Source organism: Terrimonas rubra, assembly GCF_042686025.1.
GTDB lineage: Bacteria > Bacteroidota > Bacteroidia > Chitinophagales > Chitinophagaceae > Terrimonas > Terrimonas rubra.
Genome location: NZ_JBHUOZ010000003.1, coordinates 1,800,357 through 1,815,048, shown reverse-complemented (window position 1 = coordinate 1,815,048; position 14,692 = coordinate 1,800,357). Strand labels below are relative to the sequence as shown.

Here is a 14,692-nt window from a genome sequence, read left to right as displayed (position 1 = left end):
ATGCCCTTATCCCGGTGTCAGTGGGTTACAACATTTTTACCCTTTCCTCTTCCAGGTCCAGCTGGTATAATTGTGTGCGTATCAGTTCCTCATCAATGGCCGGGTTTTTATTCAGCTCTGCAAGATAGGCCCGCTGGCTTTCCAGCATTTCCAGGAATATCTCTTTGGTTTTCCCTTTCATCCAGTCATCATCGGCCGCTTTCGATTTTTCCTCCCAGTGTTGCAGCATTTTTTGCATGCCGGCATGGTCATGCGGACTGTTATCATATTTTGTTTTCAGGAACTGGTAAATATGTTGGCGGAGATCACGCTTCAACTGTTGTTTTGCCTCGGCATGACCACTTTCTTTGAAAGCATCAAACAAACCACTGCGTTTAATAATATAGGGCAGGGTAAGGCCCTGTACCACTAAGGTAAGTAAGATCACCACGAAAGTGATAAATAAAATAAGGTTGCGGTAGGGGAAATGGGTGCCGTCATCAAGGGTTACGGGGATGGATAAAGCCGCTGCGAGGGATACTACACCGCGCATGCCCGTCCAGCCCAGTAAAAGCGGCATCTGTAAACGTCTTTTGAGAGAAGAGGCATGCGGCACTACCGAGCGCCGGAAAATAAGCGTGGCCACCAGGGCTGCATAAGAGCTGATGATCCGGGCAATGATCAGTACCGCTGTTACCAGTACCCCATAGCCAATGGCCGTGCTTAAAGGAATGCCTTTTGCGTGCAGGCCCTCAACGATCTCCGGGAGGTCAAGGCCGATGATCAGAAATACAATACCATTGAGTATAAATACAAAACTTTCCCACACACTATAACCTTTGATACGGCTGGAGCTGTTTAAAAAGAATAAGCGCCGGTTAGACATATACAGTCCCCCGCTTACTACGGCCAATACACCCGAGCTGTGTAACTGTTCTGCAGCCCAATACATAAAATAGGGTTCAATAAGGGTGAGGGCAATATCAGAAGGCGCATCGGTAGGCAGCCGTTTATGTGCCTGCACAAATATCCATGCCAGTATTAAACCTATACCAATGCCGCCGATAACCATCCACAAAAAGCTCAGGGTAGCTTCCTGCCAGATAAATTGCCCGGTGCTCACGGTTACCAGGGCAAAACGGAAAATAATAAGGGAAGACGCATCATTCAGCAGGCTTTCGCCTTCCAGGATAGTGGATGTAGACCTGGGGATCTTGACAAATTTGGTGATGGCTCCTGTGCTCACCGCATCGGGTGGCGATACAATACCCCCTAAAAGAAAACCGAGTGCAAGGCCAAAACCAGGGATAAAATAATTGGTAACAATGGCAACGGATAATGCCGTAAATAAAACCACCAGGAAAGCAAAGCTGCCGATGATCCGCCACCACTTTTTCATTTCCTTGAAAGAAATAGACCAGGCCGCTTCAAAGAGCAGGGGTGGCAGGAACAGAAAAAAGATCATGTCGGGGTCAATATGTATACGGGGCAGGCCGGGAATAAAACTGATAAGCAGTCCCGCTACTACCAGTAATATAGGATAAGCGATCTTTAATTTGGTGGCCCACATTTGTAACAGCACAATAGCTGCTATCATAGCGAGGAAAAAAGGTAACAGGCTATGCATGAATAAGTGTTTAGTCGGTGTTTAATACCAGATAAAAATAAGTGTTTGTAGTTGAAATTTGTTTGCCGGCTAAAAAATGAGCTTTATTGTATGCCCGGGGAACACAAACGATTGATAAAAACTCATCGTGAAATTTAGTGTTTTACAGGCTTTTTAAGCTGTATCTTGTTTTTTAAAAAGAAAAAGAATATATGAAAAGCCTGGCGTTTTTAGTCAGTTCACTCTTGCTGGTAACAGGCGTTTATGCGCAGGATAAGGGTTATCGTGATACCTATTACCCCGATCCTTATATATCTTCCAAGGGGCCGGTTGAAAACTGGAAGCTGATGAGACAGCTGGTGATGACCGGTTTCGGCAGCAGCAGTGTGCGGTATGAAAAAGATAAAATACCAGTAGGTGTAAAGCCTGCATGGCAGGGTACTGCCTGGAAGGGGGAGAAAGTACATACACAGGTGCTGTTATGGACCAATAAGCCGCTTGCGGAACTTTCTGTTACTGTGTCCACATTAATCTCTGCAAACAAGGATATTATTGCGGGGGACAATATAGAAGCAGGTTTTGTACGTTATGTGAAGACGGATGAATTTGGCCAGGGTTGCGGTCACCGGAAACCACAGGATTTTGATTCCTCCATTGTAGCGGATGCTATTGACCGGATAAAAGTGATACCCGTAGCCGCTAATACGGTACAACCTGTCTGGATAAGTATCCGGGTACCGGCTACTGCTAAACCCGGAAAATACAATGGCTATATAATGATAAAGGCGGATAAAAATTACCGCCTGTCTTACTCGGTTAAAGTGGTTGACAAAACCCTGCCGCCGGCATCGGATTGGAGTTATCATCTTGATCTCTGGCAACACCCTGCCGCCGTTGCCAGGGTGCATAATGTGCCTTTATGGAGTAAGGAGCATTATGCATACATGCGTCCTTATTATGAAATGCTGGCAAAGGCCGGTCAAAAGTGTATTACCACCAGTATTATGAATGAGCCATGGGGGCACCAGACTTATGATGATTTTCCATCGCTGATAAAATGGATCAAACATGCGGATGGTTCCTGGAGTTATGACTATACATTGTTTGATGAGTATGTGAGTTTTGTGATGAGTTGCGGTATAACCAGGCAGATCAACTGTTATAGTATGGTGCCCTGGAGCCTTTCCTTTGGTTACTATGATGAAAAAACAGGCAGGGACACCGTGTTAAAAGCGGCTATCGGCTCTGCGGCCTATTATAATCACTGGATACCGATGTTGCAAAGTTTTGCCCTGCACCTGAAAAAGAAAGGCTGGTTTGGTATTACGACTATTGCCATGGATGAAAGACCGATGAAAGATATGCAGGTGGTGATTGATTTATTAAAAGCGGCAGACCCTGAATGGAAAATTACGTTGGCAGGTAATTATCATCCTGAAATTGAAAAGGATATTTATGATTATTGTGTTGCGTCCAGTCTGGAGTTTCCAAAAGAAGTGCTGCAGGAGCGCATTACCAATAAAAAGCCCAGTACGTATTATACCTGTTGTACGGAAAACTATCCCAACGGCTTTACTTTTTCACCACCGGATGAACATGTATGGTTAGGCTGGTATGCTGCGGCCAAAGGGTTTACCGGTTACCTGCGCTGGGCATATAATAGCTGGGTGGCTTCGCCATTAACTGATTCCCGTTTCAGAACCTGGCCCGCAGGCGACACCTACCAGGTATATCCTGGTCCACGCACCTCCATACGTTTCGAAAAATTAATTGAAGGCATCCAGGATTTTGAAAAAATCCGTTTACTGCGTGAATTGTATACAAAGAATGGTGATATGGCCCGTTTAAAAAAGCTGAATGCCGCATTGGCCGTATTTGATATCCGTAAACTAAAAACGATTACTGCCACGGCAATGCTGGCAGACGTTAAAAAGTTGCTGGAGGAATAACAGCTATTTTCTTTAACGATATTATTAGCGGCACCGGCTTTATCTTTGCCCTAACAATGAAAACATTTTTTTTAGCTGCATGTATAATGCTGCTGGCAAGTAAGGGTATGACACAAACAGACAAAGAAAGGTATAAACAATTAAGTGGCCGTTATGGCAATAATGATGGTATTTGCCTTTTTGAAGATGGTAGTTTTATGTTATACGGTTATGCCACCATGGTTCCCGGTAAATATAGGTTTGAAAAAGAGTTGCTGCATTTTTATCCTGACAGGCCCGAACTGTTTGAGTTATATGCTGCCCAAAATAAAAGTATAGGCGAAAAAACAAGAATGAATTTCCTGGGCTTTGAACAAGGAAAGACCTATGTACGGTTTAACCGGGACAAGGCTAAAAGAGTGTTTAATGATCTTGCCAATTGTTTCAGTGCTCCTTATGTGTATGAATCGGAGAATGTACCGGCACAAATTACTTTGTCGCATGTAAGCGAAAATGAATGGGAAGAAAAAGAGGCCGGGACAAGATCCTCGGTTTTTGATATAGAAAAAGGCTGGAACGATTTTATCCTTATTTACAATGAACCACAAAGGTATTACGAGCCTTTTGTCGCAATAGTGGAAAAGTCCGGAGATGAGCAGGTTTTAAAATTATCCGAAAACTTTGGCGACCGGGGTATTGTAAAACAGGTAATGGATGAGGATGAACAAAAACAATGGCAGGAGATACTGGCCATGAAAGCGGAATATGCCCTCATGCAGACTGCCCGGCAAAAAGAAATTTTTGCCAACCGGCATTATAAAATATTCTACCAGGCTGATCCGCCGGCTTATACCTACGATAAAAATAAAAACCTGTATGTGAGTGCCTGGGCCAAGGATAATGAAGACTACTACCGGAACAATCAATACAACGACGACCGGTACCTGCATAAGTACAGCAAACTGGCCCCGGTAAAAACAACGACCGATCCCCTGGATAAGGAAATAGCTGCCGGCAGCATTTTTTATTCTGCCTGCGAAGGAGACCTGCCTGTTTATAAATACAACGGATTTACAGAGGACACAAAGCGTGATGCAGGCAGTGAAACACTGGTTACCATACCTGATGTAGTACCGGATATGGAGGCTTTGACGCCGGAGAAAGACAATACAACGGGTACTGTTGTTCCTTTTGCCGTTAAAAGGGGAGATGGTTTTTACACTATTGTGGAAACAGAAAAATCAGCTGACGTTTTACCGGTACTGGCGCCAAAGCCTTTTTTGACAAAAACCGATATCAGTAAAACCAGTGTGCAGGTGAGTGAGAGGGGAGAGCCGGTAGTGCAAATTACATTTACGAAAACGGGGGCTCATAAATTGAAACAACTGGCTGCTGCCAATACAGGTAAGCCCATTGCCATAGTAGTAAACAAAAAAGTAATAGCCATGCCGGTGATCGTATCAGCTGTTATGAGTAACCCTATAAATATTGAAGGCGGCTTTTCCCTGGAAGAGGCAAGGACCATTGCCGATTCGTTAAAAACGAAAAAATAAAACCTGTCCGGTGGCTGTTAAATATAAAAGTGTAGCCCCTATAGGCTACACTTTTACAGAACAGAATAGTAAATACTTATAACTGAAACTTAACACCTAACTCTAAGCCCAGGCTGCTGTTCAATGTTGTTGCCCTGTTTGAAGGGTAGCTAATATGATCTTCATTCTCGGCATTGGTAAAGTCCATATCAAAACGCACACCGCTGGTTAAAAACAGTTTTTTAGTTAATTGAAACTGTGCACCAAGATTACTTACGCCACCAAAGGTTACTTTTTCGTACAGGCTATTCATATTCCCCATCACTTTATCACCATCATCGTCGGTCAGTTTGGAGCTGGTAAGAAAACTTACCTGGGGACCTATTTTACCGGTAAAGGAAACAATACCGATAGAAGGGGAGGTATAGGTGAACATAGGGGCTACTTTAATATAGTGTACCTGCTGGTAAAGATCATTATTATTGGTTTCAAACTTACGGCCCTGTATGGCGTATAGACCATCTAACTGTATACCCAGGTTTTTGGTAAAGCCATAACCGATACCCACACCAAAGGAGGCACTGGGCATGGGTTTCATATCCAGCGAATTGTCGTCATTGTCATCTTCATTGTGCATCCAGCTCAATTGGGGTGCACCTTTAACGGAAAGGGAAAGTCCCTTCTGGGCCTGGGCCTGGTTAACAGTAGTAAAGCTGATGAGTGCTAAGGCTGCAACGAATAATTGTTTCATAATGTAAATTTTAAATGTTGATTGTGTTTTTTATTAGTAATCAATAATATTCCCGGAGGCATATTATCTATTAAATTCATTTAGTGTTGTTTTTATTAGTTTGTTTAGTATTTAGTGAACTATTAATACAAAAAAAATTATTTTTTTTCCGGCGTTGTTTTTAACGCTGGTATGGTCATTTTATGCAGGGAGGATAAAAAGTTATTCATATCTGCCAGGTCCCTGTTAAAAGCTTTTGTAGCAGCAGGACGTATCTTCAATATCTTGTTGGTAGTAGCCACACTTTTCCCTAAAACACTGAACATCTCCGCTACCTGCTCTCTCCAGTCTTCAATACGCAGGTGGAAATAACGTTTTCTATCGTTCATTTTTGTTCTATAGGCAATGCGTTTGGTCAGCTCCAGTTGTTTCAAGGCTTGGCTAACACCGCTCTTGCTGATATCAAGCGTTTCCATGATCTGTTCAAAGGTCAGCTCCGTTTCATCCGATACCGTTAACAAGGCCAGGATCTTTCCCCAGGCTGGTTGCAGTCCCATCATTACATGCACATGCACCAGCTCTTCGATGAGTTGTACCTGTACTTTACTTAATGGTATTTTGTTTGACATGGGGGTTGTTTATGGGTATCAATTCAGTTTGACGATGCAAAGATAGATAGTTTTTTTAGTTCACAAAAAAATGAACTAACTTTTTTTGTTAAAATATTTTGAAGCGGTGAGGGTCGTGTATATATTTGCATAACCAGTTATGTAATTAATTATATAAGTATGAATTTTTTTGAGAAAACAGGTAAGATGGCTATTGGCAGCCGGTTGAGGCTGCTCACTGCAAGAATGACCGATGATGCGGCCAAAGTGTATGAATTATATGGCGTTACGTTCTCACCCAAATGTTTCCCGGTGTTTTTTATTTTGTCCGAAGAAGGTGAAAAGACCATTACAGAAATAGCCGAAGCAATAGGCCACTCACAGCCTTCGGTTACTAAGATCATAAAGGAAATGATCAAAGATGGACTGGTAAAACAAAACCTGCAGTCCGGTGATAAACGCCGTAACGTGGTGGGGTTAACCAAGAAGGGATCGGCCCTGGCCGAAAAAATACAAATGCAGTACGCCGATATTACCGTAGCGGTGGAAGGTATTATCCGCGAAGCCAGTCATAACCTTTGGGAAGCAATTGCGGAATGGGAGTTTTTGCTGGACCAGAAATCCTTATTAAAAAGAGTACAGGAACAAAAAAAACTGCGGGAAAGCAAAGCTGTACAGATCGTTCCTTATGAGTCAAAATATAAGACTGCTTTTAAATCCCTGAACGAAGCGTGGATATCGGCTTATTTTGAAATGGAGGAGGCTGATTATAAAGCGCTGGACAACCCGGAAGGGTATATCATCAACAAAGGCGGTAGCATATTAGTGGCATTATATGAAGGAGAACCGGTGGGCATTTGTGCGCTTATAAAAATGGATGATCCTGATTACGATTATGAAATGGCCAAGATGGCCGTGTCGCCTGAAGCACAGGGTAAAAGTATCGGCTGGTTACTGGGCCAGGCCATCATCAGCGAAGCCAAAAGGCTGGGTGCATCCAAATTATACCTCGAGAGTAATACCGTGCTAAAACCCGCCATCAATCTGTATTACAAAATGGGCTTTCAGAAAGTGGCCGGTAAGTCAACCCCTTATAAACGTTGCAATATACAGATGGAACTGGACCTGGATAATCACCCGTAAGCTGTAAGTATATGATACCAACTATAATAAAAAATGGGTTCAGAAAACTGAACCCATTTTTACTGTTATTCCTTCCTGCTATCAGAACGCTCTTTTTTCCAGGTGTTCGTCCAGTTTTAATTTATCAATACCATCTTTCAGCCAGTCAGGCGCGGGCTTGCCTTTTAAATGATGATCAAAAAACTCCATCATCCTTACGGCATAGTCCTTCCTGTTCTCCAGTTTATTGATGCCATGGTTCTCCCCTTTATAAGTGATCATCACTACCGGCTTTTTTAAACGGCGTAAGGCATTATAAAACTCAATACCCTGTGTAAAATCAACCGCACCATCTTTATCGTTATGTAATAATAAAATAGGTGTTGTTACATTTTTTACATGGTAAATAGGAGAGTTGCGCTGGTAGGAATCCCAGTTTTCCCATGGTCCTCCTTTAAAACGTCCCTGCGAGGATTCAAAGATGGACATATTACCACCACCACTGTTCCAGTAAATCAAGTCATACATACTGATCATATTGGTGAGGGCTGCGCCGGGAGCGGCGGCTTTGAACATATTGGTCTGGGTAACCAGGAAAGCGGTTTGGTAACCACCCCAGCTATGCCCCTGTAAGCCCATCCTGTTCTCGTCAATTACACCGGTTTTAATAGCAGCTTTTACACCGGGCAATACGCACCATACGGCACTCATACCGGGGTCGTCCATTTTATATACAATATCCGGCATAAATACCGCATAACCATTGCTGGTATACATACCGGGGTTCCAGCCACCACCCGGGAAATCGGGGTTGCTGTAGGCATGTAATGACTGCGACATTTTTTCATAGTAGTACACCACGGTCGGGTATTTCTTTCCTTTCTCATAACCGGCAGGGAGGAATAATGCACCCTGTAAACTATCGCCTTTATCCGATACATAATCTACCAGCTGTACACCGGCGCTCCAGGTATATTTATTTTTATCCGGTGCATTAGCCGTTGCTTTTTCCGCTGTGGTCAGCTGTTCATTACTGGTATAAAATTCGGTAGGCTCATTAAACTTTTCTTTGGCATACATATACACACCGGTATTTTTTGCTTTGGAAAGTGAGTGTATCCTTGCATCCTCCCATACCAGTTGTTTAATACCGGGTTGCAGGCCGTTTTTGCCGCCTTCTAACCTGCCAATGCCTGATTTTTTATTCCACTCACCATATAAACTGATGTATACAGGTTTTGACAGGTCAATTCCTTTTTCATCAGGGTCAAGTGAGTACCGGCCGGCATACCTTGTTTTGGTAAGGGCACCGTTTTTAGTGAGGTTAACGGCCGCTGTTTTATTGTTCAGCGATAACTGCCAGATATCCCAAAGGTCCCGGATCAATATGGTTTTGCTGTCACTGCTCCATCCCACTACCGGGGTCAGTGGTTTTTCCACATTATGATCATCTTCGGTATTTACAAAAGAAGCAGGAACCGCCGCCGTTATATTGGTGCTGGTTTTGGCCACCAGGTCGTATACATAATAATGACCGTCTTTACCATACACAAACTTGGTTCCATCCGGTGAAGGCTGAGGCCTGGAGGTGAATGAAGGCATATAAAACTTCTTCTCCAATAAGGTTTTGCTGCCGTCTTTCAGGTCCACCACATAAAGGTCGCTGTAGTTCTGACCATCCAGGTTAATATCCAGTTCATAATCCCTGTCGTCCAGTACCACGGCATATTTTTGTTTGGGTAAAATGGTAAGGGAGCGGGAGCTGCTATCATTCAGCTGTTTAAACTTACCGGTAGCCACATCATACATGCCGCTATAAGTAAAATTCTTATCGCCCATTTCCATTACCTGCTGGCGGCTTTGTAAACGTTTATCCTGCCAATGCCAGATGATCATATCGGGTTTGGTGGCATTGTTTTTTGTTACAGCCGGTGCGGCCTTGGGCTTGGCCGTATCTAATTTGGCCAGAGCATTCTTCAGGTCACTGATCGATTTAATGGCCGTATCCTTTCTCAGGTTTTCCAGCTTCTGCGCTTCGGTAAGTTTGGGTGCAGCATCAACTGTTTTCTTTGCCGAATCTGCAGCGGGTTTATCTTCTTTTTTGGTTAACTCCAGCGGTGCAATACCAAAGAAAAGCCTTGACAGGTCCTCACTCCAGTAAGGCCTCCTGTTTTTACTGATGGTTTGCCCTGCGGGGAAGTTCAATGAATCTTTAGCGGGATCGTAGCTGGTGAGTGCCGGTGATTTGCCGATGTTTTTTACACCCATCACCACGCCTTTCTCTGTTTTATATTTTTCATCACTGGTCAGCTTAAGCAATGCGAAAGCGGTACCTTCTTCATTCCAGCCTAATGATTTGTATACGGCTTTGTCATTATCCAGTACAGTGGTTTGCTGGCTGGCCAGGTCTTTAATATATAAGCCATTGCCCGATTTATTGGTCGCATCAATGGTATAAGCTAAATAATTACCTTCCTTGTTAAAACTGAACTCACCGGTATTACCTATGTTCAGTATCTTACCTGTAGCCAGTTCAACGATCAGCAGGTCGGTACCGCCTGCATCATCCGGCTTGGGCATGCCGCTGCGTTCCTTTACTATGGATACGGCCAGGTGGCTGGATTTTTTATTATTAAAGGAAAAGCTGCCGGCTCTTTCAATGGTGGTCTGTTTGCCTGTTGCCAGGTCAACCAGTATTAATTTATCAAATAACTGTTTGCCGGGTGTTTTGGCGGCTGCCTGTATCTCGCTGTATTTGGAAGCTTCTTTATAAGCAAGCCATTTGCCATCATCCGAAAAAGAGAAGTTAACAAAGGAAGCGCCACCGGTTGGATATTTCCGGATGGTGGTATCGTTTACTTTTTTAACTACCAGTTCGCCGTCACCTTCGCGGGTAGTGATGGGATAAGCAACCCATTTTCCGTCGTTGGACAGGCTAACACTAAAAGTACTGATGGAACGCCAGGAAGAAATATCCTTCCAGTTCATTGGCGCCGGCGCTTTGGCCGGGCTTGTTTTCTCCTGGGCATAAGTGCCGTACGCACTTAACAGGAATACCAGGGGGAGTATTTTTTTTATCATCATGCTGGTTTGGTTTAGAATGTTAAATATAGGTCGTGTATAATATTGTATATGGATTGAGCCACCGTTTACAGGCTACCAAAAATAATGTACAATTGCCTAATCTGCTTCATATTTGCAAAACAAAAGAAAGAATCGGTCCTTATGCATATTACTAATCCCGTTATATATTTTGAAATACCGGTTACCGACCTGGCAAGAGCTAAAAAATTTTATACGGCCGTATTCGGCTTTAGTTTTGATGAAGAAGTGATGGACGGTTACGATATGGCTTTCTTCCCTTTTAATGATTCCATGAGCGGTATTACCGGCGCCCTGGCCAAAGGTGATGTGTACAGGCCGTCGAAGGAGGGCGTTATCCTTTATTTCAGAACCGGGGGTATGCAGGCGTGTTTGCAAAAAGTACTGGAACAGGGCGGTAAAATATTATACCCGGCAACGGTAAATGAAAAATATGGTTTTATTGTGGCGGAGTTTGAGGACAGTGAGGGCAACCGGATCGCTTTGCAGCAAATAACAACGAGGGGTGGTCAGTAGTTTTTATTGCCGGCTGCAGTAACCCTGATCAGCAGGCCTTGCGACGCTCCGTTCATCGTCCGGTTCTTTGTGCAGCAGTGCGGGAGATATTATCACGGAGGTGCATATGGTTATCATAGGGAAATACAGAACGATTGTTGATCCTGCAGTTGGTGTTAATGATAAACATGCTGTTGCCGGGAACAAGGGTATGATAAAACCTATTGTCACACCCGAAGCAATAAACATGCGACCCCGCTGGGGTCGTGTGTTAAGGACTTGGCTTTCTTTCTACAATGATATTATCACGGAGTTGCACGGAGGTTTTTCACAGCGTAACACAGAGGGGGTAATTTAACAGTGCCTCACAGATTTCTTACGTCATAATTATAGAGCAGGTTGCGTTCAATGCCAGTCTCTTTGTGCAGAAGAAAGAGAGATATTATCACGGAGTTGCACGGAGGTTTTTCACAGAGGAGCACCGAGGGTAATGTGGCAGTTGTTTAACGTGGACTGATGCCGGCGGCATCAAAGATTATAGCTATTACCGCAAAAGGATTTCCGACCCCGGAGGGGTCGCATGTTGATTATCAGCGTGGATCAGGGGCGCTCTTACATTTTACATACGGAACATCATTTACAAGGGAGCATATTAACGGTAACACTTCATACCCGGATTTTATTTTTCTTTGCATCAACTTCTTTATTATTTTTTTGTTGTTGCCATATACATGCTTACCATATGTTGCAGGAGTATCTATTGGACAGCATAGATGCTGTTGCTTTACACCTGCCTGCGTGAGGGATGGCAGCGGATACCCCGCTGAGGGCCTGTGGGAGGAATGGTGGCGGAGTAGCAGCGAACAGCCCGGCCCCGTTTGTATCATGCTTGCGACGCAGGCGCTGTAGGAAGCGGGTGCAGGGGACACGCCCTGCTGATAACATTGCTATTTATTGTTAATCATTACTATTAGTTTTATAAAAATAAAGACAATAATATTTACCATGAATAATATGAAAGCGATCGGGTTTACCACATCCCTACCTATAATGGAGGAAGATAGTTTTGTACTGTTTGAAAAACCGGTACCGGTGCCGGCAGGAAGGGAGCTATTGGTGAAAATAGCTGCTGTATCCGTTAACCCGGTGGATTATAAAATACGCCAGAACAGTTTAAAAGATAAAGTGCAGGACATACCTAAAGTGATTGGTTGGGATGCTGTGGGAATAGTGGAAGCAACAGGAGAGGGGGTTACCTTATTTAAAAAGGGCGACCGGGTGTTTTATGCCGGAGATATTACAAAAGACGGAACCAACCAGGAGTATCAGCTGGTGGATGAAAGGATTGTGGGTTTTGCACCCGAAGGCATATCCATTGCAGCTGCGGCTGCCATGCCCCTTACCGCACTTACCGCTTATGAGTTGTTGTTTGACAGGATGCGGTTGAGTGCAGAAAGAGATAAAGGGAAATCGATATTAATTATCGGTGGCGCGGGTGGAGTAGGATCTGTTGCCATACAGATAGCTAAAAAGATACTGGGCTTAACGGTAATAGCTACGGCATCGAGAGAAAGCTCGGTTGACTGGTGTAAAAAGATGGGTGCTGATCATGTAGTGGATCATAAAGACCTGCTGACAAATATGAAAACCATTGGCTTTGAGCAGGTAGATTTTATTATTGACCTGGTAGATGTGAACCAGTATTGGGAGGCTTTTGTACAACTGATAAAACCGCAGGGGCAGATCGGATCGATCAGTGATCCCACACAACCCGTAAACCTGCGCCAGTTAAAGAGTAAAAGCGTGAGCTTTCACTGGGAGCTGATGTTTACGCGGGCTATGTTCCATACTGATGATATGATAGCGCAACACCATATTTTAAATACCGTAGCGGAATGGTTAAAAAAGGGCGAGATACTGTCTACCGTGAACACCGTTTTAAATGGCTTTACCGTTGCTAATGTACAGGAAGCACATCGCCAGTTAGAATCTGGCACTACCATTGGTAAGCTGGTGATCAGGTATTAAGTGAAACGATAAGAAATACTTAAAATATATTGTTTTCATCGGTAAACAGCAGTCTTGTTGCTGGTAGGGTTTATATTTGCCCGGTTACCTATTATGACAATGAACAGCAGGCTGTATGATATATTTACCCGGTGTATCCTTATATGGATAATGGTACTGGTATGCCTGCCCTGTACGGCCAGGCGGGCTTTTAAACAGGCACTGGATATTCCTGTTGCTGTTGTGGCGCCGGAAGACAAAGCCAATCAAACGCAGCACTGCGCTGTTATTAATGATAATGATGTTACCGTTAAACAAAGCATCAACGGTAAACAGAAGCTGCTGTTACAAAAAGGCGGCTCTGTTATTGACCGGGGTATACCGGTTTTATTTGTACCCTATTTTACCTCTTTTACGCAGCTGTCAGCTGCAGCTGCGGTTCCCCTGTATATACTTCACCGGCAATACCTGATATGATTGCCTGATAATTTTTTAACCCCTCACTGTTATAAGCAATGGTAGCAGTGGGGTATATTTTATTATCAAACAATTAAACAGTGTATAATGCATACGCAAACATACCAGGTGGCCGGTATGTTTACAACGGGCTTGCGTTGGGTAACCGGCTGGACCTATTTTTCGGCCTTCTGGAGAAGGCTTGTCCTGGAAAATAAATTAAATCCCGATGAGGCGGGTTATATCGGAGAAAAATTCAATCATTTTTTACCTAATGCCTTAGGCATAAAACCACTAATAGAAAACCTGGTGAGTAATCCTGAAAGTCTTTGGTGGGCCATGCTGGTATTTACTATTATGGAAGGTGTGGTTGGGTTATTGTTTATGCTGGGCTTATGGACAAGATTAATGAGTATAGGTGTATTTGGACTGGCCCTGGGTATTTTATTGGGAGCCGGGTGGCTGGGTACCACCTGCCTGGATGAATGGCAGATTGGTGTATTAGGTGTGGCAGCTGGCTTTACTATTTTTCTTACGGGTGGCGGAAAGTATTCGGTTGACAACTGTTTACAGCGGAAAAACAGGATGAACAAGAACTGGGGCATATGGATCGGTTCCGGTGCATTGCTGTTAAAGGAAAAACAGTTGTCACGCGTTGTGCTCATTGGCTCTGTAATCATCATCACACTTACCTTGTTTACCAACCAGTATTTTCATGGCGGGGTGTATGGCCGTTTGCATAACCCGTCAGTAAAGCCACATGTAAACATTAGTGATGGCCGTATGGTAAATGATAGTTTGCTGTTTACGGTGTTCAGGGACGAAGGGGCGGATGTATACGGTTCTTTCCTGATTGGTATAAAGCTGAAAGATGAAAAAGGGAATATTGTTTTTGAACAGACGCAGGAACAACTGGCCGCATTGACTGAAGCGCAGATTAAAAATGAATATGTAGCAAAGGTGAAAGCCGGTAAACACAGTCTGGTATTGCCTTTGGGCGCAAAGGCTGAACTTGTTTTTAAGAATGATATTTTGCGGCCATTAAAAGGCGTTTATAGAGTGGAGCTGCTGGATATAAGCGGGGCGATATGGACACACAAAATTGTTCGGTAAACCAAAAGGATATA

Annotated in this window: 11 protein-coding genes; 7 read left to right on the top strand and 4 right to left on the bottom strand. The window is 43.8% G+C overall.

Annotated elements, in window-relative coordinates:
- Positions 1-25: 25 nt before the first annotated feature.
- Entirely contained in the window at positions 26-1,606 is a 1,581-nt protein-coding gene (locus tag ACFS6H_RS16895; protein ID WP_386101649.1) for a Na+/H+ antiporter, read from the bottom strand.
- A gap of 191 nt (positions 1,607-1,797) precedes the next feature.
- Between ACFS6H_RS16895 and ACFS6H_RS16890 the strand changes: the two genes are divergently transcribed.
- Both ACFS6H_RS16890 and ACFS6H_RS16885 read left to right on the top strand, forming a co-directional pair.
- On the top strand, positions 1,798-3,534 hold the full coding sequence (locus tag ACFS6H_RS16890; RefSeq protein ID WP_386101646.1) for a DUF4091 domain-containing protein: 1,737 nt from the start codon (positions 1,798-1,800) through the stop codon (positions 3,532-3,534).
- Between the two features lie 56 nt (positions 3,535-3,590).
- Entirely contained in the window at positions 3,591-5,066 is a 1,476-nt protein-coding gene (locus tag ACFS6H_RS16885; RefSeq protein WP_386101643.1) for a SecDF P1 head subdomain-containing protein, read from the top strand.
- Positions 5,067-5,142: 76 nt separating this feature from the next.
- Here ACFS6H_RS16885 and ACFS6H_RS16880 read toward each other — a convergent pair whose 3' ends face one another.
- A complete protein-coding gene (locus ACFS6H_RS16880) occupies positions 5,143-5,796 on the bottom strand; it encodes an outer membrane beta-barrel protein (RefSeq protein ID WP_386101640.1) in 654 nt (217 codons plus the stop codon).
- 137 nt (positions 5,797-5,933) lie between these two features.
- Positions 5,934-6,404, bottom strand: a complete 471-nt coding sequence (locus ACFS6H_RS16875; RefSeq protein WP_386101637.1) for a GbsR/MarR family transcriptional regulator — start codon at positions 6,402-6,404, stop codon at positions 5,934-5,936.
- A gap of 159 nt (positions 6,405-6,563) precedes the next feature.
- Between ACFS6H_RS16875 and ACFS6H_RS16870 the strand changes: the two genes are divergently transcribed.
- Entirely contained in the window at positions 6,564-7,526 is a 963-nt protein-coding gene (locus ACFS6H_RS16870; protein WP_386101634.1) for a bifunctional helix-turn-helix transcriptional regulator/GNAT family N-acetyltransferase, read from the top strand.
- An 81-nt stretch (positions 7,527-7,607) separates the two neighbouring features.
- Here the strand turns inward: ACFS6H_RS16870 and ACFS6H_RS16865 are convergent, their stop codons facing one another.
- Positions 7,608-10,589 carry a S9 family peptidase gene (locus ACFS6H_RS16865; RefSeq protein ID WP_386101631.1) on the bottom strand — a complete coding sequence of 994 codons (2,982 nt, stop codon included), beginning with the start codon at positions 10,587-10,589 and terminating at the stop codon, positions 7,608-7,610.
- Positions 10,590-10,730: 141 nt separating this feature from the next.
- Here ACFS6H_RS16865 and ACFS6H_RS16860 point away from each other — a divergent pair, with 141 nt between their 5' ends.
- The 4 genes from ACFS6H_RS16860 (at position 10,731) to ACFS6H_RS16845 (ending at position 14,678) form a co-directional block, all read left to right on the top strand.
- Positions 10,731-11,123, top strand: a complete 393-nt coding sequence (locus tag ACFS6H_RS16860; RefSeq protein WP_386101628.1) for a VOC family protein — start codon at positions 10,731-10,733, stop codon at positions 11,121-11,123.
- Positions 11,124-12,107: 984 nt separating this feature from the next.
- A complete protein-coding gene (locus tag ACFS6H_RS16855; RefSeq protein WP_386101625.1) occupies positions 12,108-13,130 on the top strand; it encodes a zinc-binding alcohol dehydrogenase family protein in 1,023 nt (340 codons plus the stop codon).
- A 99-nt stretch (positions 13,131-13,229) separates the two neighbouring features.
- Positions 13,230-13,586 carry a hypothetical protein gene (locus ACFS6H_RS16850; RefSeq protein ID WP_386101622.1) on the top strand — a complete coding sequence of 119 codons (357 nt, stop codon included), beginning with the start codon at positions 13,230-13,232 and terminating at the stop codon, positions 13,584-13,586.
- An 87-nt stretch (positions 13,587-13,673) separates the two neighbouring features.
- Positions 13,674-14,678: a TQO small subunit DoxD gene (locus tag ACFS6H_RS16845; protein WP_386101619.1), complete on the top strand. Its 1,005-nt coding sequence runs from the start codon at positions 13,674-13,676 to the stop codon at positions 14,676-14,678.
- Positions 14,679-14,692: the final 14 nt, after the last annotated feature.

What these genes read in the sequence shown, in the direction of transcription:
- ACFS6H_RS16860 (WP_386101628.1), top strand. Translation starts at nt 10,731, where the DNA reads ATGCATATTACTAATCCCGTTATATATTTTGAAATACCGGTTACCGAC.
- ACFS6H_RS16850 (WP_386101622.1), top strand. Translation starts at nt 13,230, where the DNA reads ATGAACAGCAGGCTGTATGATATATTTACCCGGTGTATCCTTATATGG.
- ACFS6H_RS16890 (WP_386101646.1), top strand. Translation starts at nt 1,798, where the DNA reads ATGAAAAGCCTGGCGTTTTTAGTCAGTTCACTCTTGCTGGTAACAGGC.
- ACFS6H_RS16855 (WP_386101625.1), top strand. Translation starts at nt 12,108, where the DNA reads ATGAATAATATGAAAGCGATCGGGTTTACCACATCCCTACCTATAATG.
- ACFS6H_RS16870 (WP_386101634.1), top strand. Translation starts at nt 6,564, where the DNA reads ATGAATTTTTTTGAGAAAACAGGTAAGATGGCTATTGGCAGCCGGTTG.
- ACFS6H_RS16885 (WP_386101643.1), top strand. Translation starts at nt 3,591, where the DNA reads ATGAAAACATTTTTTTTAGCTGCATGTATAATGCTGCTGGCAAGTAAG.
- ACFS6H_RS16875 (WP_386101637.1), bottom strand. Translation starts at nt 6,404, where the DNA reads ATGTCAAACAAAATACCATTAAGTAAAGTACAGGTACAACTCATCGAA.
- ACFS6H_RS16845 (WP_386101619.1), top strand. Translation starts at nt 13,674, where the DNA reads ATGCATACGCAAACATACCAGGTGGCCGGTATGTTTACAACGGGCTTG.
- ACFS6H_RS16880 (WP_386101640.1), bottom strand. Translation starts at nt 5,796, where the DNA reads ATGAAACAATTATTCGTTGCAGCCTTAGCACTCATCAGCTTTACTACT.
- ACFS6H_RS16865 (WP_386101631.1), bottom strand. Translation starts at nt 10,589, where the DNA reads ATGATGATAAAAAAAATACTCCCCCTGGTATTCCTGTTAAGTGCGTAC.
- ACFS6H_RS16895 (WP_386101649.1), bottom strand. Translation starts at nt 1,606, where the DNA reads ATGCATAGCCTGTTACCTTTTTTCCTCGCTATGATAGCAGCTATTGTG.